21 protein-coding genes are annotated in these 24,731 nt (G+C 49.7%); 15 read left to right on the forward strand and 6 right to left on the reverse strand.

The annotated features are described in order from the left end of the window. Window positions 1–7 precede the first annotated feature (7 nt). Window positions 8–1,234, forward strand: a complete 1,227-nt coding sequence (locus HMPREF6485_RS07620; RefSeq protein ID WP_004345778.1) for a 1-acyl-sn-glycerol-3-phosphate acyltransferase — start codon at window positions 8–10, stop codon at window positions 1,232–1,234. Window positions 1,235–1,618: 384 nt separating this feature from the next. Here HMPREF6485_RS07620 and HMPREF6485_RS07625 read toward each other — a convergent pair whose 3' ends face one another. Then, complete coding sequence (locus HMPREF6485_RS07625) at window positions 1,619–2,794, reverse strand: nucleotidyltransferase family protein (RefSeq protein WP_248622257.1); 1,176 nt, start codon at window positions 2,792–2,794, stop codon at window positions 1,619–1,621. A gap of 306 nt (window positions 2,795–3,100) precedes the next feature. On the opposite strand from HMPREF6485_RS07625, the gene HMPREF6485_RS07630 reads away from it, so the two are divergent. The 8 genes from HMPREF6485_RS07630 (at window position 3,101) to sucD (ending at window position 11,403) form a co-directional block, all read left to right on the forward strand. Then, window positions 3,101–3,589, forward strand: coding sequence for an outer membrane beta-barrel protein (locus HMPREF6485_RS07630; protein ID WP_007412084.1), 489 nt, complete (start codon window positions 3,101–3,103; stop codon window positions 3,587–3,589). 39 nt (window positions 3,590–3,628) lie between these two features. Continuing rightward, complete coding sequence (locus HMPREF6485_RS07635; protein WP_004345781.1) at window positions 3,629–5,020, forward strand: NAD(P)-dependent oxidoreductase; 1,392 nt, start codon at window positions 3,629–3,631, stop codon at window positions 5,018–5,020. Window positions 5,021–5,102: 82 nt separating this feature from the next. Next, a complete protein-coding gene (locus HMPREF6485_RS07640; protein WP_044125938.1) occupies window positions 5,103–5,747 on the forward strand; it encodes a hypothetical protein in 645 nt (214 codons plus the stop codon). Window positions 5,748–5,823: 76 nt separating this feature from the next. Beyond that, window positions 5,824–7,167, forward strand: a complete 1,344-nt coding sequence (gene ffh / locus HMPREF6485_RS07645) for a signal recognition particle protein (protein WP_004345783.1) — start codon at window positions 5,824–5,826, stop codon at window positions 7,165–7,167. 36 nt (window positions 7,168–7,203) lie between these two features. Further along, window positions 7,204–8,082 carry a bifunctional methylenetetrahydrofolate dehydrogenase/methenyltetrahydrofolate cyclohydrolase FolD gene (gene folD, locus HMPREF6485_RS07650; RefSeq protein WP_004345784.1) on the forward strand — a complete coding sequence of 293 codons (879 nt, stop codon included), beginning with the start codon at window positions 7,204–7,206 and terminating at the stop codon, window positions 8,080–8,082. A gap of 349 nt (window positions 8,083–8,431) precedes the next feature. Further along, window positions 8,432–9,178 (forward strand): SDR family NAD(P)-dependent oxidoreductase, encoded by a 747-nt coding sequence (locus tag HMPREF6485_RS07655; RefSeq protein WP_004345785.1) that lies wholly within the window; start codon window positions 8,432–8,434, stop codon window positions 9,176–9,178. A 160-nt stretch (window positions 9,179–9,338) separates the two neighbouring features. Further along, window positions 9,339–10,472, forward strand: coding sequence for an ADP-forming succinate--CoA ligase subunit beta (gene sucC, locus HMPREF6485_RS07660; RefSeq protein ID WP_004345786.1), 1,134 nt, complete (start codon window positions 9,339–9,341; stop codon window positions 10,470–10,472). Window positions 10,473–10,530: 58 nt separating this feature from the next. Continuing rightward, on the forward strand, window positions 10,531–11,403 hold the full coding sequence (sucD, locus tag HMPREF6485_RS07665) for a succinate--CoA ligase subunit alpha (protein WP_004345787.1): 873 nt from the start codon (window positions 10,531–10,533) through the stop codon (window positions 11,401–11,403). Window positions 11,404–11,801: 398 nt separating this feature from the next. Here the strand turns inward: sucD and cobC are convergent, their stop codons facing one another. Genes cobC through cobU form a run of 4 tightly spaced genes read right to left on the reverse strand, consistent with a single transcriptional unit; the run spans window position 11,802 to window position 14,880 of the window. Then, window positions 11,802–12,362, reverse strand: coding sequence for an alpha-ribazole phosphatase (gene cobC / locus HMPREF6485_RS07670; RefSeq protein ID WP_004345789.1), 561 nt, complete (start codon window positions 12,360–12,362; stop codon window positions 11,802–11,804). Between the two features lie 15 nt (window positions 12,363–12,377). Continuing rightward, window positions 12,378–13,226, reverse strand: coding sequence for an adenosylcobinamide-GDP ribazoletransferase (locus HMPREF6485_RS07675; protein WP_004345790.1), 849 nt, complete (start codon window positions 13,224–13,226; stop codon window positions 12,378–12,380). 1 nt (window position 13,227) lies between these two features. Then, a complete protein-coding gene (gene cobT, locus HMPREF6485_RS07680) occupies window positions 13,228–14,295 on the reverse strand; it encodes a nicotinate-nucleotide--dimethylbenzimidazole phosphoribosyltransferase (RefSeq protein ID WP_004345791.1) in 1,068 nt (355 codons plus the stop codon). Between the two features lie 54 nt (window positions 14,296–14,349). Next, window positions 14,350–14,880, reverse strand: coding sequence for a bifunctional adenosylcobinamide kinase/adenosylcobinamide-phosphate guanylyltransferase (cobU, locus tag HMPREF6485_RS07685; RefSeq protein ID WP_004345793.1), 531 nt, complete (start codon window positions 14,878–14,880; stop codon window positions 14,350–14,352). Between the two features lie 210 nt (window positions 14,881–15,090). On the opposite strand from cobU, the gene HMPREF6485_RS07690 reads away from it, so the two are divergent. The 6 genes from HMPREF6485_RS07690 to ilvC all read left to right on the forward strand — a co-directional run bounded on the left by HMPREF6485_RS07690 (window position 15,091) and on the right by ilvC (window position 22,623). Further along, complete coding sequence (locus HMPREF6485_RS07690; RefSeq protein ID WP_004345794.1) at window positions 15,091–16,230, forward strand: OmpA family protein; 1,140 nt, start codon at window positions 15,091–15,093, stop codon at window positions 16,228–16,230. A gap of 200 nt (window positions 16,231–16,430) precedes the next feature. Next, the gene (ilvD, locus tag HMPREF6485_RS07695) at window positions 16,431–18,233 is read left to right on the forward strand and encodes a dihydroxy-acid dehydratase (protein ID WP_004345795.1); all 1,803 of its coding nucleotides are present in this window, start codon (window positions 16,431–16,433) and stop codon (window positions 18,231–18,233) included. A 10-nt stretch (window positions 18,234–18,243) separates the two neighbouring features. Then, window positions 18,244–19,959, forward strand: a complete 1,716-nt coding sequence (gene ilvB, locus HMPREF6485_RS07700) for a biosynthetic-type acetolactate synthase large subunit (protein WP_004340570.1) — start codon at window positions 18,244–18,246, stop codon at window positions 19,957–19,959. 115 nt (window positions 19,960–20,074) lie between these two features. Further along, a complete protein-coding gene (ilvN, locus tag HMPREF6485_RS07705; RefSeq protein ID WP_004345796.1) occupies window positions 20,075–20,632 on the forward strand; it encodes an acetolactate synthase small subunit in 558 nt (185 codons plus the stop codon). After that, entirely contained in the window at window positions 20,616–21,386 is a 771-nt protein-coding gene (locus HMPREF6485_RS07710; RefSeq protein ID WP_004345798.1) for an acyl-[acyl-carrier-protein] thioesterase, read from the forward strand. The genes ilvN and HMPREF6485_RS07710 overlap by 17 nt, the downstream gene beginning before the upstream one ends. A gap of 193 nt (window positions 21,387–21,579) precedes the next feature. Then, a complete protein-coding gene (gene ilvC / locus HMPREF6485_RS07715; protein WP_004345800.1) occupies window positions 21,580–22,623 on the forward strand; it encodes a ketol-acid reductoisomerase in 1,044 nt (347 codons plus the stop codon). Window positions 22,624–22,826: 203 nt separating this feature from the next. Here ilvC and HMPREF6485_RS07720 read toward each other — a convergent pair whose 3' ends face one another. Beyond that, window positions 22,827–24,728 (reverse strand): RecQ family ATP-dependent DNA helicase, encoded by a 1,902-nt coding sequence (locus tag HMPREF6485_RS07720; RefSeq protein WP_004345802.1) that lies wholly within the window; start codon window positions 24,726–24,728, stop codon window positions 22,827–22,829. Window positions 24,729–24,731 lie beyond the last annotated feature (3 nt).

Raw genomic sequence — 24,731 nt, forward strand, 5'->3', positions numbered from 1 at the left:
GAAGAATATGGAACAACTGAAAGGCAATCAAGAACCGACTGGAGATGTCCGAGAGGGACATGCCACAGTGTCGCAGGGGACCGACGGGGGCGGGGGCGGTGCAGTCTCCTTCGACGACATTCGCCCCTATAATGATGCGGAGATTCCCGCAGCAATGCAGCGCATTGCAAAAAGCGATGCTTTCCCGCTGTTGGCCTCGTGGATATTCCCCGACCGCAAGTTGGAGGACATCCGCGAGATGGTGAGCCGGCTCACCACCACATGGAATTTTCAGCGGCAGGTAATGATGCCCGTCAACTTGCAGATCATCGGGCGCACCATTAACAGGCTCACGTTCAGCGGTATGGAGCAGTTGCGTCCCGACCGTCAGTATCTCTTTGTGAGCAACCATCGCGACATCATGCTCGACGCTTCGCTCCTGCAATATCTGCTTGTCAAGGCCGGCCGCGACACCACTGAAATCACATTTGGTGCCAATCTGATGAGTCCCGGAGTGGTCACCGACATCGGCAAGTCCAACAAGATGTTTCGGGTGGAGCGCGGGGGAAAGCTGAAAGATTTCTATATGAGCAGCCGCCACTTGAGCGATTACATCCGCCACACGTTGCTGGAGAAGCGGCAGAGCGTATGGATAGCCCAGCGTAACGGTCGCACCAAAGACGGAAACGATCACACCGACCAAGGCATCATCAAGATGTTTTGCATGAGTAAGTCGGAGGATAAGATCAAGGCGCTCAGCGAGCTCCATATCATTCCCGTTTCCATCAGCTATGAACGGGAGAGTTGTGACATCCTCAAGGCCATCGAACTTTACGAAAGTCGTTTCTCACCCTATATCAAGAAGCCGGGAGAAGATCTCAACAGCATCCTTACCGGTATCGTGCAACACAAGGGCAACGTGAACATCGCGCTTTGCAAAGAAGTCACGGAGGAAGACCTTATGCAGTTTGATGCCTGCACGAGCAATGAGTATCACAAGCGGGTGGCACATCTGCTTGACGAGCGTATCAATGCTGCCTATCAGCTCTCGCCGTTCAACTACATCGCCCACGACCTCCGCTACGGCCGGCAGACCTATTGCAACCATTATACCGAAGCCGAGCGCAACGCTTTCCTGAAATACATGGAGCGGCTCAACGAATACGACATCAGCGAGCCCGATGTGCTCAAGGATATCTTCCTTGGCATTTATGCCAATCCGCTGAAGAATAAGGAGAAGGCAAAAGACGAATAAAGAACTGCTGCCAAGTCGTGCCGGCCCATAGTATAGCATGAACTATTAAAGAATGCGAAAATACGCGACATGAGAAATGTTAAAGGGCGGAATGCAGACCGAAAACTCCACTCTCTGATGACAAGAAAAACGAAAAAGTTCTCCCGGTGTGGCTCTTTGACATCGTGAAAGGGCCACACCGGGAAACAGAAACGGCCGTAGTGAGAAGCCGAAAGGGCCACTTTTACGGTCACTTTTGGTTGTGATGGAAAGACAAAATGCCGGAAAATGAAAAAAGGGAAACATCTGTATGCTTCCCTTGCCAATGCAAAGATACTGCTTTTAGGGGCAGAATGCAAATGCGTGTTGAAAAACTCTGACAGATAAATGGGGCGATCTGTACACTTACTGATGCTGCTTCCGCCACCACCAATGATACACCCTGAACCAAGGCTCCCATAAACATTCGGACGGGAAATACCATGCGAGACGCATGTCCCGGACGATGCGTTGAATGTTTTTCATGAATGGAGAGTTGTAGGCTCCGCTCAATGTGCGTTCGTCGTATTTGCCGAAATTCCCTCCGGCCACCATTTCGCGGAGCACCACCTTTCCCAATCTCTCATTGGGGGGCACGATGAGACATTCCGCTTCCAGTTCCAAAAACTCTTTCAAGAGCCACATCACGGCTCCGGCAATGGGTATCAGTCCCAGACGGTCGATGGTTTTGGCTATATCGGTCTTCGAAGTGTCTCCCGACTCTTGGCGGCGTTTTAGCAATTCGTAGTAGTCGATGAGCTGACGCAGGCCTATCCCCTCGTGCAGCAGATGGTTGTAGAGATGGGCAAGCATGAAGACCACGTTGAAGTCGATGGTGGGAACGGCCGTGTCTTTCGTGCTATTGGACAGATGTACATAGTTGGTAAACTGCTCTTCCGCCATTTCTTGGAAGAAGCATTGCAGCCTTCGGTTGTGCCACGGATTGTTCAGCCATTGCGGGCGGTAGTGTACTTCTATCGACACGCCTTTTGGGGAAATGAAGTCTATGTGATGATAGCACGCCTTGGCTTTGGGCACTATCTTGTGTACGTATTGGATGATGTCGTGTATCTCTGGGTCGATTTCTCCCTGCGTTTTTCTACGCTTATCGGCTGTGTTTTCCCTTGTTTTTCTCACCCATACATCCACATCGCCCGGTGTGCGCATTGCTTTGTGCGGATAGAGGAGAGCTGCCCCTTGGCCTTTAAGGATGCAGGCGTCATACCCGGTGGCCTTGAAGTTTTTGGCAGTCCAGACGGCCACTTCATCTACTTTTTTGTTGAGCGTGGTCACCATGTTCTTTGCCGACATCCATGCCATGACATCCTCGTCCGTAGGCTTGTTTGACAGGAAGCCTTCATCGTGCAGCAACGCCTCGTTGTCGTTCAGCAGCCTTTCGGCGAAGATGCCCACTACGGTTTGCTTTTTGGCAAACTCCAACAGCTTTGTCCAGTTGATGGACGACACGCAGGAGGGTACGGGGCGCGTGTCTGACAGGCAGAAACTGAGAAAAGACAGGTATGAATGTATTTCTTTGTTCATAGGCATTCTGTGGAAAACGGTTAATTCTTCCTCCTCTATCCGACCAAAGGATAGAGCCTTGCAAAGGTAAGCATTTTGTGTGGTTGCGGCAAGAGATTGGGTGGAAAACCTCTGTCGGTCGGCTGATGGGAGACATTGCGCAAGGCTTTTGCGTGTTCGTCGGATGTGCTTCATTTACAGTGTGTTTGCTTCTGTGATTGTTACGTTTATGTTGAAAATGGTGGAAAAGTTTTTGCTTTTTCGTATATTTAGTGTAACTTTGTAACCGTGATCGACAGGATTTATAAACTTAAAAGAATCGGAACTATGATGAAGAAGTTAGGAACAATGGTAGTTGCGTTGATGATGGCAGTGGGTGCCCACGCACAGTTTGAAGAAGGCAAAGTGTATGTCGGCGCTTCATTGACAGGCATCAACTTGAACTACAACGGCAACGATGGTTTCAATCTCGGTGCACAGGCCCATGTAGGCTATCTGTGTATGGACAACTTGATGCTGCTCGGACAAGTCGGATACGAACATAAGGGAACCGATGGCATGCCGGACAAATTGACCTTGGGTGTGGCCGGTCGCTATTACATCATTCAAAACGGTCTTTATCTCGGTGCAGGCTGCAAACTCGTGCATGCCAACCATAACTACAACGATGTGATGCCGGGCGTGGAAGTGGGCTATGCCTTTTTCCTCAGCCGCACGGTGACCGTTGAACCGGCCATTTACTATGACCAGTCGTTCAAAGACCATTCCAACTATTCGACGATAGGTTTGAAGATTGGCATCGGTGTCTACCTATGAACTGAATAGGGAGACGAGGGTAACGCAAATTAAATAGGTATGAGTAATAATGAAGAAGTGAGCGCCTTTCAGGTTGTTCACGAGGAGTTTTCTACCCGTGAGGCAATAGAAGAAGCCAAGCGATGCTTGCATTGCAAAGTGCCGTCGTGCGAGAAAGGATGCCCGATAGGCAATGACATCCGTGATTTCATCCACGAGCTGTCCAAAGGCAACATGGGTGATGCGATGGCCATTATCAACGAAAAGAGTAATCTGCCGGCCATTTGTGGCCGGGTGTGTCCCCATGAGAAGCAGTGCCAGGGGCATTGTGTGCTCGCCCGCAAGGGCAATCCCATACAAATAGGTAAGATAGAGCAGTTTATTGCCGACTTTGATACAAGTATGAATCTCACCCGCGAGAAACTTCCGCAGAAGGATCGGGGTAAGGTGGCGGTTATAGGTAGTGGTCCTGCAGGCCTCACTGTGGCCGGCGACTTGGCCCGTCAAGGTTTCTCGGTGACCATCTTTGAGGGGCAGGACGAGCCCGGTGGTGTGCTCATGTATGGCATCCCGGAGTATCGGTTGCCCAAAAAGGTGGTGCGTGCCGAGGTGAAGAAAATCGAGGCGTTGGGAGTGAACTTTGTCTGCAATGCTTTGGTGGGCGAGAACAATGTGACGGTAGACAGCTTGTTTCGTCAGGGGTTTGATGCCATTTTCATGGGAACCGGTACCGGAGTGCCGCAGAATATGGATTCCACTCCGGGGGCCGACTTGCACGGAGTGAGCCAAAGCACTTATTTCCTTCACAATGTAAACAGTTTCAATGAAGGAGCCGTCGACCGCAATGTCATTCCTCTGCGCAAAGGCGAAAGGGTGGGTGTTATTGGCGGTGGCAACGTTGCGATGGATGCAGCCCGCACAGCCATTCGGTTGGGAGCCGACGTGACGGTGCTCTACCGGCGCACACAGGAAGAGATGCCTGCCATACTCAGCGAGTATGAGGAGGCCGTGAAAGAAGGCGTGAAGTTTGAGTGGGAGACCACCGTGGAGGAGTTCATCAAGGGCAAGAACGGCCGTTTGGGGGCTTGCCGGGTAAAATCTCCTGCCGGCGAGCGCATAGAAGAATTTCAACGCATCTATCTGGCCATTGGAAGCCGACCCGCCAATCGCATTGTGAGCACCACCGAAGGGATTGAAGTCGACGAGAAAGGATATGTGAAAGTGCTTGATCGGCCTGTGGGCATGACCACCCGTCGCGGAGTGTTTGCCGGGGGCGATGTTGTGCATCGTCCGCAGACCGTGGTGCTGGCCATGAAAGCTGCCAAGGAGGTTGCCCAAGGCATTGCCCAGTATGTGGATGCCATTAAGTTGTTGCAAGATGTGGGAGTTGAACTGAAAGAGGAACCGACAGATATAACCGCCGGTTCCGATGCCGCTTTTGAAAAAAAGTGATTTTAGTTTAATTCCATTTAATAAATTTGTCGAATACAATTCAAACCTTTACTTTTGTCGCAAAATTTTAAATGATTTGGCGATGGGAGTAGCGGGTAGAGGCGTTTTTCTCTTGATGGGGGTGACGATATTTGGGCAGGCCGACGCACAACGTACATGTGTGGTGGCTGATATGGAGAATCATGTCCCCATCAAGGAGGCGGTCATACATACCAATACGGGCCATTGGGCCCGCACCGACTATCGGGGCTATTTCGCCATGAAGTATGCTTTCGATTCGGCCAAGGTGTCCAAGCCCGGCTACATTCCGGTCACCATCCATTTGGCCGCACTCCCCGATACGGTGTTTTTGCTGCCTGCCGCCCATCAAATAGGTGAGGTGGAGGTGTGGGGGGAGAACCAGCACAATGTCTCTGTGTTTGAAAAGGATGCCGGCAATGCAGCTCGCACAGTTCCTCGCCCGGGGGGTATCCAAGGCGACTTCCTTGGATGGATGGATCGTCGTGCCGTGCGCGACCGCAAACATTATAGAAAAGCCAAGAAGATTATAGCTGAATTGGACAAGGAGACGGGAGATCCCATTGTGGATACTTATCTCCAACAGAAGCGGGCCGATGAGGAACGGAAGCTACAGGCCGCAGAACAAGAAAAGGCTAAAAAGGAGCGCGAAGCGGCCAAACTTGATGATCTGAAGGCCCGGGAAGAGGCGAAAATAGCCAATCAATGACGATAAAATATGATAATTCGTTTTGTCGTTTGTTCATTTATATGTACCTTTGCAAACCAAAAGGAATTAGCTAAATATGTTTGAAAATCTTAGTGACAGACTTGAACGCAGCTTTAAGATTCTGAAAGGTGAAGGCAAAATAACGGAAATCAACGTTGCCGAAACGATGAAAGACGTGCGCCGGGCATTGCTTGATGCGGACGTTAATTTCAAAGTGGCAAAGAATTTCACCAATACCGTCAAGGAGAAAGCTTTGGGCATGAATGTGCTCACGGCTGTGAAACCCGGGCAGTTGATGGTGAAGTTGGTGCACGACGAGCTTGCCGAACTCATGGGGGGCGAAGATGCGCCGCTTGTGTTGAAGAATCGTCCTGCCATCATTCTGATGAGCGGTCTGCAAGGTTCGGGTAAGACTACTTTCAGCGGCAAGTTGGCTAATATGCTCAAGACCAAGGAACATAAGAATCCTTTGTTGGTGGCTTGCGATGTTTATCGTCCGGCTGCCATTGACCAGTTGAAGGTCGTGGGTGAGCAAGTGGGCGTGCCGGTCTATGCCGAGCCCGACAACAAAGATGTTATTGCCATTGCCGCTAATGCGCTCAAGGAGGCTAAAGCCAAGAATTATGATGTGGTCATCATCGATACCGCCGGTCGTCTGGCTGTCGATGAGCAGATGATGACTGAGATTTCAAACCTCAAACAGGCTGTCAATCCTGACGAAACGCTTTTTGTGGTCGACTCCATGACCGGTCAAGATGCTGTCAACACGGCTAAGGAATTTAACGATCGACTTGATTTCGACGGTGTGGTACTTACCAAACTTGATGGTGATACTCGTGGCGGTGCAGCCCTTTCCATTCGGACGGTGGTTACCAAACCGATCAAGTTTATCGGTACCGGCGAGAAGATGGAGGCTATCGATGTGTTCCATCCGGCCCGTATGGCCGATCGTATTCTCGGTATGGGCGATGTGGTCAGTCTTGTGGAGCGTGCCCAGGAACAGTTTGATGAAGAGGAAGCCCGGCGCTTGCAGAAGAAGATTCAGAAGAACCAGTTCGACTTTAATGATTTCCTTAACCAGATAGAGCAAATCAAGAAGATGGGTAACCTGAAAGATTTGGCATCCATGATTCCCGGTGTGGGCAAGGCCATTCGTGATGTAGATATTGATGACAATGCTTTTAAGGGTATTGAAAGCATCATCAAGAGCATGACGCCTAAGGAACGTTCCAATCCGGAAATCCTTAACTCCAGTCGTCGGCAGCGCATAGCCAAAGGCTCGGGGATGAATATTCAGGACGTGAACCGGCTGATCAAGCAGTTCGACCAGACTCGTAAGATGATGAAAATGGTCACCGGTAACAAGATGGCCGGCATGATGGGCCGCATGAAAGGTATGCCCGGTATGCCTAAGATGTAATCGAATTGCTTGTTAAGACAGACAAAGAGACGGAATATGACACTAATCGACGGTAAGGCAACGGCAAATGTCATCAAGGCGCAGATAGCCGAAGAAGTGAAGGCTATTGTGGCAGCAGGGGGGAAGCAGCCCCATTTGGCAGCTGTACTTGTGGGCCATGACGGTGGTAGCGAGACTTACGTAAAGAATAAGGTGATAGCTTGCGAGCAATGTGGGTTTAAGTCTACTCTCATTCGGTTTGAAGATACAGTGACCGAAGAGGAACTGTTGGCTTGTGTAGACCGGCTCAATGGCGATGCGGATGTAGACGGATTCATTGTGCAGTTACCCCTGCCCAAGCACATCAATGAGCAACGCATCATTGAAGCCATTGACTATCGGAAAGATGTAGATGGTTTCCATCCCATCAATGTGGGACGTATGGCCATCGGACTCCCTTGCTTCATATCTGCCACGCCTTTGGGCATTCTTACTCTTTTGCAGCATTATCACGTTGATACTTCAGGCAAGAAGTGTGTCGTGCTTGGCCGTAGTAACATTGTAGGTAAGCCTATGGCGCAACTCATGATGCAGAAGCAATATGGCGATGCCACTGTGACTGTGTGCCACAGTCATTCCCGTGACCTGAAAAAAGAGTGCCGTGAGGCCGATATTATCATTGCTGCTATCGGTCGTCCCGACTTTTTGACAGCCGACATGGTAAAGCCCGGAGCAGTCGTTATCGACGTGGGCACCACGCGTGTTCCTGATGCTACGCGCAAAAGCGGTTTCCGACTCAATGGCGATGTGAAGTTTAATGAAGTGGCCGAGAAGTGCAGCTTCATCACTCCTGTGCCCGGTGGTGTGGGCCCCATGACCATCTGTTCGCTGATGAAAAATACGTTGGCGGCAGGTAAGAAGGAATTTTATCAATAAGACCTAACAATAAACTTGATTTTTTATAACTCTCTAATTTGTTCGGGGGGCTTTTCGCAGTGATGCGGGAAGTCCCTTTTTTCTGTCTTTATTTTTTTGTTAAGGCCGGTACGACCTCTATACTGATGCAGTGGGAGTTCTTTTTTTCTGTCTGTACTTACTTTCTCAAGGCAGCCGGAAGCACCCTGTCGTCTTGTTTTAGAGATAGGGTGTGGCGATGGTGCAAATAGAAATTATGAGGGTTGCCTTAACTTTTTTATCGTAAAGAAGCGAAATATCAAAAAAAACATGTAAGTTTGTGCAATCAGGAACCTTGGAGTATGCCTGTAATGAGTCTTTTACCATTTTAATGACCGTCATGATTATGAAGCATGCAATAGTTATCGGAGCCAGTAGTGGCATTGGGCGTGAAGTGGTTTTGCGCCTTATAGAAGAAGGTTGGAACGTGGGCATAGCCGCTCGTCGTCAAGCACTTTTGGAAGAATTGCGCTCGAAAGCACCGGAGACGGTGACATGTCGGGAGATAGATGTCTGTAAAGACACCGCGCCGGAAGTGCTACAGGAGTTGATTGCTGAGACGGGAGGAATGGAGCTGTTCTTCTATGCTTCCGGCATAGGCCGTAAGAATGTGGATTTGGAACCGGGCATAGAACTGTCTACCGTGGCTACCAATGGCCTGGGATTCGTTCGGATGGTTGGAGAAGCCTACCGCTATTTCAGTCGGCATGGCGGTGGACATATTGTCTGCATTACAAGCGTGGCAGGGACAAAAGGATTGGGTATGGCCCCAAGTTATAGTGCCACAAAAGCCATGCAGAGCACCTATCTGCAAGCACTTGAGCAACAAGCCGCTTTTCGTCATTTAAATATTCGGGTGACCGACATCCGCCCCGGATTTGTCGATACAGAATTGTTGCGTGGAGACGCACACTATCCGCTCCTGATGAATACAGAAAGCGTTGCCGATGAAATCATGGATGCCATTCGCCACCGGCGTCACGTTTGGATTATCGACTGGCGTTGGCGCATTGTCACTGCACTCTGGCGCAGGCTCCCACGCTGGGTTTGGCGCAACTTGAGAGTGGCAATCAAATGATTTTCCTTCTCGAATTGACAGTTCGTTACAAACATTTTTGGGCGCGTCAGGTAAATTTCTGGCGGGTTTTATTTTAGTTTTTTATTTTACCGTTTTATAATCGGAATATTTTACTTATATTTGCACGTAGAACAATACACAACTATAAAATTGTCAGACTATGAAAGTTCATGAGTATCAAGCAAAAGGATTTTTTGCGAGTTATGGCCTGCCCGTTGACAACAGTATTCTCTGCTTCACGCCCGATGAAGCGGTAGCGGCATATAAGAAGCTGGGCGTGGAACGGGCTGTGGTAAAGGCCCAGGTGCACACCGGAGGCCGGGGAAAGGCCGGCGGTGTGAAACTTGCAGGCAGTGAAACGGAGGTGAGAGTATGTGCCGAAGCCATACTGAGAATGAATATTAAAGGATTTACCGTAGACAGAGTCCTTGTAGGCGAGGCTGTGGATATCGCCGCAGAATATTATGTGAGTATTGTCATCGACCGCAAGTCCAAAACGGCCATCTTGATGTTGAGCCGTGAAGGGGGCATGGACATCGAGGCCGTGGCCAAGGAGACACCGGAAAAGATTTTCAAGATAGCCATTGATCCCACCATCGGGCTTGCCGACTTCAAGGCGCGTGAAGCCGCTCTGAAACTCTTTGACGACATGGCGCAGGTGAAACAAGCCATACCATTATTTCAAAAACTCTATCAACTCTTCGTAGAGAAAGACGCATCACTGGCCGAAATCAATCCGCTTGTAAAACTCAAGGACGGTTCGTTGAAGGCTATTGATGCCAAAATGACTTTCGATGACAATGCCCTCTACCGTCATCCGGATATATCGGCCATGTTTGAACCCACAGAGGAGGAAAAGAAAGAGCATGAAGCCAAGGAGAAAGGTTTCAGCTATGTGAATCTCGGTGGCGAAATTGGCTGTATGGTCAATGGTGCCGGGCTGGCTATGGCCACCATGGACATGATAAAGCTTTATGGTGGAAACCCTGCTAATTTCCTTGATATTGGTGGCAGTTCCAACCCACAGAAAATCGTGGAGGCCATGAAATTGCTGTTGGCCGACAAGCATGTGAAGGTGGTGCTCATCAACATCTTTGGCGGTATCACACGTTGCGACGATGTGGCCAAGGGGTTGATAGAGGCCTTTAAGGAAATCAAAACTGACATGCCGATTGTGATTCGGCTCACGGGAACCAATGAAGCCGAAGGGCGAGAACTGCTCAAGGGCACGGCTTTCCATGTGGCAGCAACTATGAGCGAGGCCGGTAGAAAGGCTGTGGAGTTGGCCAAATAGGGTGACAAATCTATGAAATGGTTGATGAAAAGTTCAACGAATAACAAGAACGAATAATATGAGTATCCTTATCAATAAAAATACGCGACTGATTGTGCAAGGCATCACAGGGCGCGACGGCAGTTTTCATGCCACCAAGATGAAAGAGTATGGTACCAATGTCGTAGGTGGGACATCCCCCGGAAAAGCCGGACAGGAAGTGAGCGGTATACCGGTTTTCAACACCGTGAGAGATGCGGTGGAAGCTACGCAAGCCAACACTTCCGTTATCTTCGTGCCGGCACCTTTTGCCAAAGATGCCATGATGGAAGCAGCTGATGCCGGCATCAATCTCATCATCTGTATCACGGAGGGTGTGCCCACGCTTGATGTGGTGCAGGCCTACAACTATATCAGGCAGAAGGGCGCCAATCTCATAGGCCCCAACTGCCCGGGATTGATTTCACCCGAGGAGAGTATGGCGGGCATTATGCCCACCGGTATCTTCAAGAAGGGGCGCACGGGCGTGATAAGCCGTAGTGGCACACTGACCTACGAGGTGGTTTACAACCTCACGCAAAGCGGTCTGGGGCAGTCCACCGCCGTGGGAGTTGGGGGAGACCCTATCGTGGGCCTCTACTTCCAAGACCTTTTGGAGATGTTTGAGAAAGATGCCGAAACCGACAGTATTGCCATCATCGGTGAAATAGGTGGCGACGCCGAAGAGCGTGCTGCCGCCTATATCAAGGCTCATGTGACCAAACCTGTTGTGGCTTTCATTTCCGGGCGTGAAGCTCCGAAGGGCAAACAGATGGGGCACGCCGGTGCCATCATTTCAAGCGGTTCGGGCACGGCGAAAGAGAAAGTGGCTGCTTTTGAGGCTGTCGGCATTCCCGTGGCACGGGAAACTGCCGAGATTCCGGCCTTGTTGAAAGCCCGGTTGGAGAAGTGACAGGTATATAAAGTGTCTGTCATTAGACGATGTTACGTCAAAAGGGAGAAAGTTCCGGCTAAAAACCGGAGCTTTCTCCCTTTCTCCATTGTGCCAAATTGCAGTGTCATCCCTTTGCAGAAAGAATATCGCGAGGCTCTTTTCGGTTTTGTGCAAGGCCATTGCACCATCCGTGCAGAGCCCATGCACGAGTGGAGCGGCAGCCATGCACAAAGTGTGCAGAGGCTCCGCACCATTTTTATGGTTGCCTGCCGATAGTTTGGTTTTTGCCCACCGATGCCTCCAATGGGGGAAGGTCGGAGTGTCAGGGAGACATGCCGGCTCATGTTGCAGGGTGTCGGGGGCATGCAACCTTCCTACACACGGAATATGTCTGCCACCTGCCGGTCTGTCAACTCCTATATCTCGATATTTTCAATGCCTCCGTAGTCCGTAAGGTTTTCGAAGGCGTTTTCTTTCTTGAAAAGTCCGCCATAGATGCCGGCGCAGATGAGTACACCTCCGTGGGCGAAGATGGCCACATGGCGGTATGGCTTGTTTTTCAGTTCGTCCAGAAACTCTGCCACGCGGGCATACATGATAGGAAAACTCTCACCCCCCGTGGCTGCAAGGTGCATGTAGTCATTATACCAGTCGAGGATGTGAGGATCCACTTTCGCGATGTCGTCGTAGAGTCTCATCTCCCAGTCGCCCATGTTCATTTCCTTTAGTCGGTCGTCTACGAGCGGGGAAGGGTAGCCGCAGAAAGCAGCCAGTTTGCGGGCGCGGGTGAGGGGTGAAGAGTACACACGGTCGAAATCGGCAAGGTGCAAGGGGGACTCCCGGAGTTGTCGGTCAAGATTTTTCCGGGTCGTGGCAGCCTCTTCCTCAAAGGTCTCAGCCAGAGGCACATCGCTCCAGCCATAGCAGGTTCCTTTGGGTACACCTACGCGAGTGTGTCTTATCAATGTCACTTTCATAGTTTTCTGTCTTGTTTATGTTGTGGTAAATCGTAAGCTGTAATAGAGGGCTGTCGTGATGTAGAAACAGAGTTCCGTCAGCAGAAATACGGCTCCGCAGCAATCGCCCGTATAGCCGTGTATGCGTCGTAAGAGCAAGGAGTAAAGAGCGAAAAAGCACAAGCCGGCAAACGCGAAACTCTCATAGTAGAAGGCAATGTGTTCTCCTTGCAGAAGCGGTTGGAGTGGACCGTAGTAAGCCAATAACATCAGGAGTCCTACGGGAAGAAGTCCTTGGAGAGCCAGACTAATGCCTGCGCGGATGCCGAATCTCCGGTAGACGACTCCGTTTTTGGAATCCTCGGCCGAACGTGCGTAGGGAAGCCAAAGGATGAGTTGGCCCGCAAGTGTCTTGCAGAACGGGTCGGCTATCAAGATGGTCAGCGCTGCTGTTGTCGGAGAGTTCAAGGCATACAGTGCCTGATAGAGAATGGTCGTGTAGAGGATGAGTCCCAGCACGCCGTATGTGCCTATGTGGGAATCTTTCATAATTGTAAGTATCCGTTCACGGTCGTGTCCGCCTCCTCCGAAACCGTCAAAAAAGTCGGCCAGCCCGTCTTCGTGCAAAGCCCCTGTGAGGAGTATGCGAACCGTGATGGCCGCAATGATGCCAAATGGGAAATTGACATAGGTTCCTGCCAGATAGAGTGTCAGTGCCATGATGCCTCCTGTCAGCCATCCTGTCAACGGCCAATGTTCCACTACGGTTTCGTAGGCTTCTTTCTTGGGCTGGTGGATGCGCCAGAAGGGAAGGCGCGTGAAAAATATCAAGGCAGCCCAGATGCGGTCATACCATGCGAGGTTGTTGTCAATGGGGATTCTCATGTCAGAAATATTTTGTGATGTGTGCGTTTTCAAAGTTGTTCATCTCGTTGATCATGCGTATCGCCGACTCTATGATGGGGTAGGCACAGAGTGCGCCCGTCCCTTCTCCCAGTCTCATGCCCAACTGCAACAGCGGCCGGGCCTGCATGAGGGAGAGCATCTTGCGGTGGCCGCTCTCTTCTCCGCAATGGCCGAAAATCATGTAGTGAAGGCTGTCCGGATAGAGGCGTGTGGCGGCCAATGCACATGCCCCCATGATGAAACCGTCTACCAACACCGTGAGATGGCGCTCGGCAGCGCGGAGCATGGCACCGATGGCGCCAACCATCTCGAAGCCGCCGAAATGGCGGATGATTTCTTCCACCTCGCTGGTGGATGACATGGGTGGAAATGGGGTGTGGCACCGGTGAAAGTTGTCAACGGCCTTTTGGAGCACAATGCGTTTATGTTCGATACTTTTCGCATCAAGTCCGGCTCCGGCTCCAATGCACTCATCAAGCGGGATGTGTCCCAAGAGACTCATCCAAATGCTGGAAGGCGAGGTGTTGGCAATACCCATTTCACCGATACTGATGATGTTGCACCCTTTCTCTACACAACGGTCTACAAGCATCGCGCCGCAGTCAATGGCCCGATCGAGTTGTTCACAGCTCATGGCCGGCTCGTGGAGGAAGTTACGGGTGCCGCGGGCCACTTTGCAATTCAGAATGTCCGGGTAGGGTGTGAGGTCATAGTCCACTCCCATGTCAACGATGGTGAGGTCGAACCGGTGCTGTCGGCAAAACATGTTTACTCCTCCTCCGCCTCGACTGAAGTTGATCATCTGCTGCCACGTGACCTCACGGGGCGACACGCTCACGCTTTCGCGCTCAATGCCATGGTCGCCTCCCAGCAGCAGGTGGCAGGGGTGGCGGAGGGCAGGGGAGAGCGTTTGCTGGATAAGCCCAATCTGAAAGGCGAGTTCTTCAAGTCTGCCCAAAGAACCTTTGGGCTTGTTCAGATTGTCTATTTTCGCTTGCAGAGCTTCTGACAGATGTGGGGCGGGGCGTTGTATGTTGAAAATTCTCATGCGATTTTCTTGTAGTGTGAAAGGCAACGAATGATGGGTTTGTCGTAGGAGTGATCATCCTTTTATTTTTACGGGAATGCCCGACACCATCAAGATCACTTCGTCGGCGCGGGCAGCCACGTATTGATTCATCCAGCCTTCGAGGTCGGTGAAGCGTCGCTGAATAGGGTTGATGCTCACGCCGCCACAGCCTATCTCGTTGGTGACGAAGATAAATGTGGCATCTTGAGCGACAAAGCTGTCGAACTCCTGCCTGAGTTGCCTGAGCACCTCGTCGACATCGGGCGACTGCTGTTTGTCTGCATCGGGCGTGTAGAAGAAGTTGGTACACCACAGCGTGATACAGTCTATCACCGCCACCTTATTATATATAGACAGTCGCGAGAGATATTTCTCTTCCTCAATGTTGGTCCAGTTGCTGCCCCGACGCGCCCGATGTCGTTCCACCCGCTCCCTAAACTCCTCGTCCCAGATGTGGGCCGTGGCTATATAGCAGGGGGTGGAGGACAGGCTGAGGGCGAGTTGCTCGGCGTAGGAACTTTTACCGGAACGTTGTCCGCCTGTGATCATGATGATTCTTTTCATACACGACAAAGGTACATCTTTTTGTGGATAAATGATGGTTGCTATTGTTCTAAATCACACCTACTATAATTGTTTTTACTCCTTTTATGTTGAAGAACATAAGATTTTATTAAAAATATTTGGAAGTTAGAAGTTTTTTTTATTACTTTGCACCCGAAACGAGAATAAGGTAATATCAATTCTATAAATAATAATAAATTTCAGAGAGACATGAAAAAGTTAGTTTTATTGTTTGCTGCCGCTTCTATGGCAGTATCCGTTTCGGCTCAGACCGTAAACGAAAGCAAGACTTTTGACAACTTCTACATTGGTGTCAATGGTGGTGTTGCTACAGTGACCACCGGTCACAGCTGGTTGCGTGACTTGAATCCCAATGCCGGTCTGCGCATCGGTCGTTGGTTCACTCCGGTTTTTGGTTTGGCTGCTGAGAGCAATGCTTATTTCTCCAACAAGCCCGGTGTGTCTACCGGTACTGCAGTGCGCTACCTCAACACCAGCCTGCTTGCTACTGTTAACTTGAGCAACTGGTTCGGTGGTTACAAAGGTGAACCCCGCGTGTTTGAAGTTATCCCCGTATTCGGTTATGGATGGCTGCACACTTTCAACAGCAAGGGTTTGAAGAATACCAACGCCCTGACTTCCAAGGCCGGTATCGACTTCGCATTCAACCTTGGTTCCAGCAAGGCATGGCAGGTGTATGTTGAGCCTTCTATCCTTTGGGCTCTCAATGGTGCCGGTTACGATGGCGTTGCTTACAACATCAACAAGTCGCAGGTGCAGTTGAACGCCGGTGTCATCTATAAGTTTAAGAACTCCAATGGCACTCACAACTTCACCATTGCAAAACTTCGTGACCAGGCCGAAATCGACGGTTTGAACTCTCAAATCAACAGCCTGCGCAACGACCTCAATGGTAAGGACGCACAGCTTGCTGCCAAGGATCGTCAGATTGCCGACCTCCAGAACGCTCTCGACGAGTGCAACAAGAAGCCTAAGTATGTGAAGCCCGCTACGGCTACTAACCTCCAGCCGACCGTTCTCTTCCGTCAGGGTAAGTCTGTTATCGATCCTGCCCAGTATGCTCCGATCGAGCTGATTGCCACTTACATGAAGAAGAATCCTACCGCTAAGGTTGAGATCAAGGGCTATGCTTCTCCCGAAGGTTCTGCCGAACTGAACCAGAAGTTGTCTGATGCTCGTGCCGAGGTGGTTAAGAAGGCTCTCATCAAGAAGTATAAGATTGCTGCCGACCGCCTGACAACAAAGGGTATGGGTGCAACTGACAAGCTCTTCGAGCAGGTTGAGTTCAACCGCGTTGCTACTTTCAACGATAGCTCTAAAGGTGAATAATTAGTCATCTTACAAATATCAAAGTCCCGATACAGCCATGTGTCGGGACTTTTTGTATTCGGATGGTTTTAGATTGCAATGACCATGTTGTAATAAGTTACGATTTCGCTCTATATTTCAACTTTATAGTTGTATTTGTTGGTTATTCTCTAAAAACTATGTATCTTTGCACGAACTATTGATTTATATACAAAAATGATATGAAACATCAGTTGAGAAGTTCGGTATGTACAGAAGGCCGGCGTATGGCTGGGGCCAGAGCACTTTGGGTTGCCGGGGGAATGAAGCACGAGCAATTCGGCAAGCCTATTATAGCCATCGTCAATTCGTTCACGCAGTTTGTACCCGGGCATACTCATTTGCACGAGATTGGCCAAATTGTGAAAAGCGAAATAGAGGCTATGGGGTGCTATGCCGCCGAATTTAATACGATAGCCATTGACGACGGCATTGCCATGGGGCATGACGGTATGTTATATTCGCTACCTTCACGCGATATCATAGCCGACTCCGTCGAGTATATGGTAAATGCTCACAAGGCTGATGCGATGATTTGTATTTCTAATTGCGACAAGGTGACACCCGGTATGCTGATGGCCGCCATGCGCCTGAATATCCCCACGGTTTTCTGTTCGGGTGGTCCTATGGAGGCCGGTCGGTGGAGAGGGGAGAATGCCGATTTGATCACAGCGATGATCAATGGTGCCGACGAGAGCACGAGTGATGAGGATATGAAGAAGATTGAGCAGAGTGCGTGTCCGGGGTGTGGAAGCTGTTCGGGTATGTTCACTGCTAATTCCATGAATTCGCTTACCGAGGCTATTGGCTTGAGTCTGCCCGGAAATGGGACGATTCTGGCAACTCACGAGAATCGCATCCGACTTTTCCGCGATGCTGCCCGGCAGATCGTGAAGAATGCTTACGCCTATTATGAGAATGGAGATGAAAGCGTGTTGCCGCGTAATATTGCTACACGCAACGCCTTTCTGAATGCCATGACACTCGATATCGCTATGGGGGGAAGCACTAATACTGTATTACATTTACTGGCTGTGGCACAAGAGGCCGAGGCAGACTTCCGCATGGAAGATATAGACCGTCTGAGTCGTAAGGTGCCTTGTCTGTGCAAGTTGTCTCCCAACACGCAGAAATATAGCGTGCAGGAGTGCAACCGTGCAGGAGGAATATTGGGCATTTTGAATGAACTCAACAAAGGGGGACTGATAGACGGCAGTGCGCGTCGGGTGGATGGAAAGACGCTTGACGAGCAAATGGCCAAATATGATATTACTGTTGCAGACATTGATCCGGAAGCCGACCGCGTCTATCATAGCGCACCGGGTAGAAGATTTTCTACCGTCATGGGAAGCCAGAATGCTCAATGGGAGAGTCTCGATACCGACCGTGAGAATGGATGTATCCGTGATTTGGAACATGCCTACACAAAAGATGGCGGACTTGCCGTGCTTTTTGGCAATATAGCCCAGAAAGGGTGTGTCGTGAAAACGGCTGGTGTGGATGAAAGCCTATGGCATTTTGAAGGCCCTGCCGTAGTATTCGACAGTCAGGACGATGCCTGTGAGGGCATTCTTGGCGGTAAAGTCCATGCGGGCGACTGCGTTGTCATCACCCACGAAGGACCTAAAGGTGGCCCGGGGATGCAAGAGATGCTTTACCCCACATCGTATATCAAGAGCCGGCATTTGGGCAAGGAGTGTGCTTTGATTACGGATGGTCGTTTCTCGGGTGGGACATCCGGCTTGAGCATAGGGCATATTTCGCCGGAAGCCGCTGCCGGTGGCAACATAGGAAAGATAAAAGACGGTGACATCATCGTTATAGATATTCCCAATCGCTCAATCAATGTGAAGCTGTCCGATGAAGAGCTGGCAGCCCGTCCACAGCAACCTTTGCGGCGTAAGCGGGAGGTGAGCAAAGCCTTGAGAGCCTACGCGCAGAGTGTCAGTTCGGCTGACATGGGTGGAGTAAGAATTATAGACTAATAGATTATTTATGGCAAAAGAAGTTATTTCCGGTTCAGAAGCGTTGATGCGGGCCCTTCATCTGGAGGGCGTGAAAACCATTTTTGGTTATCCCGGTGGAGCTATCATGCCCGTGTTTGATGTTCTTTACGAATATACACGTGGAGAGAAAAAGATGTTCGACCATATTTTGGTGCGTCATGAACAGGCTGCTGCCCATGCAGCCCAAGGGTATGCCCGAGTCAGCGGAGAGGTGGGAGTGGCCTTGGTGACCAGCGGCCCTGGTGCCACCAACACTTTGACGGGAGTGGCTGATGCCATGATGGATTCGACACCTTTGGTGGTTATCGCCGGTCAGGTTGGCATCGGAGCTCTCGGCACGGATGCTTTTCAAGAGGTGGATCTTGTGGGTGTGGCACAGCCTATCACGAAATGGGCCTATCAAATACGCCGTCCTGAAGATGTGGCATGGGCTGTCAGCCGTGCTTTCTATATTGCCCGGAGTGGTCGCCCGGGTCCTGTGGTGCTCGATTTTCCCAAAAATGCTCAGACGCATGGTTGCGAATGGGAGCCCGTGAAGGTAGACCATATCCGTTCTTACAATCCTTATCCCAAGATAGACGCTGAAGCGGTGGCTCAAGCGGCAGAACTGATCAATGCTGCCGAACGCCCGTTCGCATTGGTGGGGCAAGGAGTAGAACTGGGAGGGGCGCACAATGAACTGCTTGAATTCTTGGAGAAAGCCGATATTCCCGCAGGACGCACGCTGTTGGGGCTCTCCGCATTGGCTTCCGATCACCCCTTGAATATGGGTATGTTGGGAATGCATGGCAGTTATGCCACCAATATGAAGACGCAGGAGTGTGACGTGCTCATCGCTATCGGTATGCGTTTTAGCGACCGTGTGACAGGTCTCCCATCCACCTACGCCAAGCAGGCAAAGGTGATCCATTTAGACATAGATCGCGCCGAGATTAACAAGAACATCAAGTCGGATGTTGCGGTGGTGGGCGATTGCAAGATGTCGTTGCCTGCCATCACCCGCTTGTTGAAAAAGAATGAGCATAAGGAATGGATTGCTTCTTTCGACCAGTATGCTCGAATGGAGAATGAAAAGGTTATAGAACGCGACATTCATCCTACAGACGGGCCGTTGCTGATGGGCGAAGTGACCAATGTCGTGGCAGAGGTGACTAATGGAGAAGGAGTGTTGGTTAACGATGTGGGGCAGAATCAGATGATTTCAAGCCGGTATTTTCGGTTTAGGAAAAAGCGTTCCATTGTTACCAGCGGTGGGTTTGGAACAATGGGCTTCGGTCTGCCGGCTGCTATTGGTGCTACGTTTGGTGCACCTGATCGTACCGTTTGCTGCTTCTTCGGCGATGGGGGATTCCAAATGAGTATTCAGGAGCTCGGCACCATAATGGAGCAACAGGCACCTGTGAAGATGATCCTTCTCAACAATAACTATCTGGGGAATGTGCGCCAATGGCAAGATCTGATGTATGAAGGGCGTTATTCTTTCACCAGAATGCTTAACCCCCACTACGATGATATAGCCAGAGGATACGGTATTCCGTATGATGCAGTGATTGATCGTAAAGACTTGCGCGCCAAGGTGGAGAAGATGATGAATACCCCCGGGCCCTATTTGCTTGAATGTGCCATCAAGGAAGATGAAGACATTGTGCCAATGACCTTACCTGGCAAGAGTGTTGACGAGATGTTGTTGGAACTTCATTATTGACACTCGGAATTTTATATAATGATAAGGTGACAGCCACAGTTACAGGTAGGTGGATACCATTTGTGCATGCGTCTATTTATAGAGCAGGTGTGATTAAAAAACAAAGAAAATCAAGATGGACAACGAAAAGAAATTATATACCTTGCTGGTCTATTCGGAGAATATAGCCGGTATCTTAAACCAGATAACGGCCGTGTTTACCCGTAGGCAAGTAAATATCGAGAGTCTTAATGTTTCTGCGAGCAGCATTCAAAACATTCATAAATACACGATCACCGTTTGGAGTGATGCCGAGCAGATAGAAAAAATAAACAAGGCCATTGAGAATAAGATAGATGTGGTTAAGAGTGACTATTACACAGACGACCAATTATTCATTCATGAAGTTGCCTTGTATAAGATTTCAACTTCGTCACTGCTTGAGAATCCCGAAATCTCCCGTACCATCCGCAAGCATGATGCTCGTATGATGGAAGTAAATCCTACTTACAGTACTGTGCTACTTGCCGGTTTGACGGAAGACATTGTCGATTTGTTCGAACAGCTCAATGGGTTTGGGTGTGTGCTCCAGTACACTCGGAGTGGTAGGATTGCGGTGACGCGCTCTTTTGAAGAACCTGTGAGCGACTATCTTGACCAAGAGGGAAAGCAAGAAAATGGAATTACTGAGTAAAATAGGACGTTACGATTTTTTGGCGGAGCCGTTTCATTGCGACTTCGCCAATCGCTTGTTTATGGGCCATTTGGGTAATCATCTGCTCAATGCGGCTGATTTCCACAGCAATGATCGGGGATATGGTATGCACTATCTCAACCCTAACCATAAAACGTGGGTGCTATCCCGGCTGGCTATCGAAATGAGCGAAATGCCCAAGGCGTATGACCGTTTCACGGTAGACACATGGATAGACGGAGCTATGCGCTATTTCACAAGTCGTAATTTCGCCATAAGGGGACAGAATGGCAAGGTGTACGGATATGGACGCAGCATTTGGGCTATGATAGATACAGATTCTCGTCAGCCAACAGATATTTTAGCCATCCATGACGGGCTTATTATGAGCTATGTCGATACCGAAAAACCATGTCCCATAGAGAAAAGTTCGAGGGTTAAAATGGATTCCGGTGCTGAGTTTATGCGTACCATTGACACCTATTACAGTGATGTGGATGTAAATGGACATATTAATTCGGTCAAGTACATCGAGCATATACTTGATTTGTTTGATATTGATTTTTATGGACAACACCACTTGAAACGTTTTGAGATAGCGTACGTTGCTGAAAGCCATCAAGGCGATCAGCTTAACTTCTATCGCCAAATGACAGGCGAGAGCGAGTATTGTGTCCGCATCACAAAAGGCATCAAAAATACAGATAACGAAGCGGAAGTTGTTAGAAGTAAGATGATATTCGTAAAAGATTAAAAGAAAATTTGGTTGTTACAATTAAAATTGTTATCTTTGCAGCCGTATTTAAAACAATGATTTCCCCTGCCGTCATTTTGGATAGGTGATGGATGGATCGACAAGAGGACTGCTTTTGGATAAGGTGGGCATGGTTCATAGGGATAGTATTAACTGCGCACTCTGACGGAGGCGTTATAAAATTTTTGTATTTATGGCAGAAATGAATTTTGGTGGCGTGATTGAGACTGTTGTCACCAGTAAGGAATTTTCATTGGAAAAGGCTCATGAAGTGTTGAAAAACGAAACCATCGCCGTGATTGGTTATGGTATTCAGGGGCCCGGTCAGGCTTGCAATCTGCGTGATAACGGTTTCAATGTGATTGTGGGGCAGCGTGAAGGAAAAACCTACGAGAAATGTCTGAAAGACGGATGGGTTCCCGGTAAGACACTGTTCCCCATAGAAGAAGCTTGTAAGAAAGGAACCATTATCTGCATGCTGCTTTCTGATGCCGGTCAGATTGCCGTTTGGCCTAAGATCAAGCCATATCTTACAGCCGGTAAAACATTGTATTATTCGCATGGTTTTGCCATTAACTGGCAGGATCGCACGGGTGTCGTTCCCCCCAGTGACATAGATGTCATTATGGTTGCTCCTAAGGGTTCAGGCACCTCCTTGCGCACGATGTTCTGCGAAGGACGCGGGCTGAACTGTTCTTATGCCGTTTATCAAGATGCTTCCGGCAATGCAGAAGAGAAGACGATAGCCTTTGGTATCGGTATCGGTGCAGGCTACCTCTTTAAGACGACTTTCCAGCGCGAGGCCACTTCCGATTTGACTGGTGAGCGTGGCTCTTTGATGGGGGCCATTGAAGGGTTGTTTGAAGCCCAATATGATGTGCTCCGTGCTCATGGGCACTCTCCTTCTGAAGCTTTCAACGAGACCGTGGAAGAGCTGACACAGAGTTTGATGCCGCTCTTCGGCGAAAAGGGTATGGATTGGATGTATGCCAACTGTTCCACGACAGCCCAGCGCGGTGCGCTTGATTGGGCTCCCCGCTTCCGTGAGGCCATCAAGCCGGTCATGGAGTGGCTCTACTTGAGTGTGAAGACCGGTAACGAAGCTCAAATTGCGATAGACAAGAACTCCCAGCCAGACTATCGTGATAAATTGAACAAGGAACTTGAAGACATGCGCAACAAGGAGATGTGGCAGGCCGGTGTGACGGTTCGCACGCTTCGTCCGGAAAACAACTGATAGTTTGACAACTAATTTTTCTCGTACATAATTAAAGGGCGTTTCTCGTTGAGAGAAGCGTCCTTTTTGATTATATGGTGGTCGTGGCATGAGATATAAAAGAGGAGCATGGGAAAGGATTAAATGTGTAAATTATCCATTGGCAAGGGTAAAAACGCCAAGTTTTTTGTCTTCCGTGAGACAAGCCTCTGCCTCCGCGCGGTTTATAAAAAGAGGAAAGAAGCATCCACACGGACCGTCTCTTCATGTATGAGAAATCTCAGAGCCTCCTGAACTTGTACGGGCGGCAAGAGTATCTTGTTGATTTCTGTCACATGATGTCTTTTTCCGTCATTGAGCAAATTCAGAATTTGGTCTTTAGCCTCTTTTAAATTAGCGTCACTTGTCAGGTCTTGTTGGTGCTCAATGCAGACATCACAGTGTCCGCAGTCTTGCGAGGTTTCTTCCCCGAAATAGAGCAATAGTTGACGCGACCGGCACACATGCTCTCCCTTGGCATATTGCAGAAAGGCCTCAATGCGATTGACATACTGCTCTTTTCTCGTCTCATAAACCTCTTTGGGGATAATCACATACTTTTCTTCTTCCCTGTCTTGCAAGTAAGTGATGTAGGGAGTCTTACTACGAGGGATGAAATGAATGACCTTACGGTGGCTGAGGTTTTTCAGAATCATATAAACCTGCTGTCTGTCAAGTCCGGCCTGTTGTGCCACCAGGCTCTCATCGATATAGACATATTCGGCGAATATTCCCGTGTAGAGCCGCATGAGACTGGTAAGTACGTTTTCTTCGTTTTTGGATAAATCTTCCAGATGGTCGAGCGTGTGTCTGCTCACGGTGAAGATAACCCGTGCATTGTCATTGGGATCACTCTCATAGTGTATATAGCCGGCATGTTCCAACAGGCGGAGGGCCGAATCTACATACGTGGGAAAATACTTGTAGGTAAAGCAGAATCTCCCTATGTCGAAAGCAAAAGTGCGTCCGCATCCGCTCCCTACACCAATCTGATAAAAATAGGCCAGATGCTCATAGACATCTCTGATATAATCTTTCTCGGGGAAATTTTCTGCTATCCGTTTATGGAATTTGTGTTCGTCGCTCCCGTCGTATATGAGTACGGCGTAGGCTTTCTTGCCATCTCGTCCCGCGCGCCCTGCCTCTTGGAAATAGGCTTCCAAGGAATCAGGGCAGTCGATGTGGACTACCACTCTGACATCGGGCTTGTCGATGCCCATACCGAACGCATTGGTTGCCACAATAACCCTCACCTGATCGTCCGTCCATGCCCGTTGGCACTCGTCTTTGACGGCTGTGTCGAGTCCCGCATGATAGAAAGTGGCGTTGATGCCGTTTTCCGTGAGTAGTGCGGCCATCTCCTTGGTTCGTTTCCGGCTCCTCACATAGACGATGGCCGAGCCCGCCACGGAGTTGAGTATGTGTATGAGTTGCGAGGGCTTGTCGGGTGTTTTCCTTACAATATAAGCCAAATTTCTCCGTTCAAAACTCATCCGGAAGACATTCTTCTCCTTGAAAGCCAACCGTTCCTGAATGTCATCCACCACGCGTGGCGTAGCCGTGGCAGTGAGAGCGAGTACGGGAACATCGGGCTTGATGTTGCGGATGGCTGCAATTTCCAGGTATGACGGGCGGAAATCATACCCCCATTGACTGATGCAGTGGGCTTCATCTACAGTGATGAAGCTCACTTTCATGTGCCTGAATTTGATTTGGAACAGTTCAGAAGACAAGCGTTCGGGAGAGACATAAAGTATTTTTACCCCACCGAAGATGCTGTTTTCCAGCACCTGTATGATTTCGCTCCGCGAGCGTCCGGAGTAGATGGCGTCGGCCTTGATACCCCGTTTACGCAGATTCAGCACCTGATCTTTCATCAAGGCTATCAAGGGGGTGACCACCACGCACACGCCGTCGGCCCCCATGGCGGGTACCTGAAACGTGAGCGATTTTCCACCGCCCGTGGGCATCAGTCCAAGCGTATCCCGCCCGGCTGCAACACTTTCGATGATGTCGCGCTGTATGCCCCTGAAGTCGGGGTAGCCCCAATACCGATGAAGTATGTTGGTAAATCTGTCTTCCACCAAAAA

Source organism: Segatella buccae ATCC 33574, assembly GCF_000184945.1.
GTDB lineage: Bacteria > Bacteroidota > Bacteroidia > Bacteroidales > Bacteroidaceae > Prevotella > Prevotella buccae.

Excerpts from the sequence above, each read along its gene's own strand:
- ilvN (WP_004345796.1), top strand. The coding sequence starts at position 20,075 with ATGGACAACGAAAAGAAATTATATACCTTGCTGGTCTATTCGGAGAAT.
- HMPREF6485_RS07690 (WP_004345794.1), top strand. The coding sequence starts at position 15,091 with ATGAAAAAGTTAGTTTTATTGTTTGCTGCCGCTTCTATGGCAGTATCC.
- HMPREF6485_RS07620 (WP_004345778.1), top strand. The coding sequence starts at position 8 with ATGGAACAACTGAAAGGCAATCAAGAACCGACTGGAGATGTCCGAGAG.
- HMPREF6485_RS07675 (WP_004345790.1), bottom strand. The coding sequence starts at position 13,226 with ATGAGAATCCCCATTGACAACAACCTCGCATGGTATGACCGCATCTGG.
- sucC (WP_004345786.1), top strand. The coding sequence starts at position 9,339 with ATGAAAGTTCATGAGTATCAAGCAAAAGGATTTTTTGCGAGTTATGGC.
- HMPREF6485_RS07625 (WP_248622257.1), bottom strand. The coding sequence starts at position 2,794 with ATGAACAAAGAAATACATTCATACCTGTCTTTTCTCAGTTTCTGCCTG.
- HMPREF6485_RS07710 (WP_004345798.1), top strand. The coding sequence starts at position 20,616 with ATGGAATTACTGAGTAAAATAGGACGTTACGATTTTTTGGCGGAGCCG.
- HMPREF6485_RS07640 (WP_044125938.1), top strand. The coding sequence starts at position 5,103 with ATGGGAGTAGCGGGTAGAGGCGTTTTTCTCTTGATGGGGGTGACGATA.
- ilvD (WP_004345795.1), top strand. The coding sequence starts at position 16,431 with ATGAAACATCAGTTGAGAAGTTCGGTATGTACAGAAGGCCGGCGTATG.
- HMPREF6485_RS07655 (WP_004345785.1), top strand. The coding sequence starts at position 8,432 with ATGACCGTCATGATTATGAAGCATGCAATAGTTATCGGAGCCAGTAGT.
- cobT (WP_004345791.1), bottom strand. The coding sequence starts at position 14,295 with ATGAGAATTTTCAACATACAACGCCCCGCCCCACATCTGTCAGAAGCT.
- HMPREF6485_RS07630 (WP_007412084.1), top strand. The coding sequence starts at position 3,101 with ATGATGAAGAAGTTAGGAACAATGGTAGTTGCGTTGATGATGGCAGTG.
- cobU (WP_004345793.1), bottom strand. The coding sequence starts at position 14,880 with ATGAAAAGAATCATCATGATCACAGGCGGACAACGTTCCGGTAAAAGT.
- ilvC (WP_004345800.1), top strand. The coding sequence starts at position 21,580 with ATGGCAGAAATGAATTTTGGTGGCGTGATTGAGACTGTTGTCACCAGT.
- HMPREF6485_RS07635 (WP_004345781.1), top strand. The coding sequence starts at position 3,629 with ATGAGTAATAATGAAGAAGTGAGCGCCTTTCAGGTTGTTCACGAGGAG.
- ilvB (WP_004340570.1), top strand. The coding sequence starts at position 18,244 with ATGGCAAAAGAAGTTATTTCCGGTTCAGAAGCGTTGATGCGGGCCCTT.
- cobC (WP_004345789.1), bottom strand. The coding sequence starts at position 12,362 with ATGAAAGTGACATTGATAAGACACACTCGCGTAGGTGTACCCAAAGGA.
- folD (WP_004345784.1), top strand. The coding sequence starts at position 7,204 with ATGACACTAATCGACGGTAAGGCAACGGCAAATGTCATCAAGGCGCAG.
- ffh (WP_004345783.1), top strand. The coding sequence starts at position 5,824 with ATGTTTGAAAATCTTAGTGACAGACTTGAACGCAGCTTTAAGATTCTG.
- sucD (WP_004345787.1), top strand. The coding sequence starts at position 10,531 with ATGAGTATCCTTATCAATAAAAATACGCGACTGATTGTGCAAGGCATC.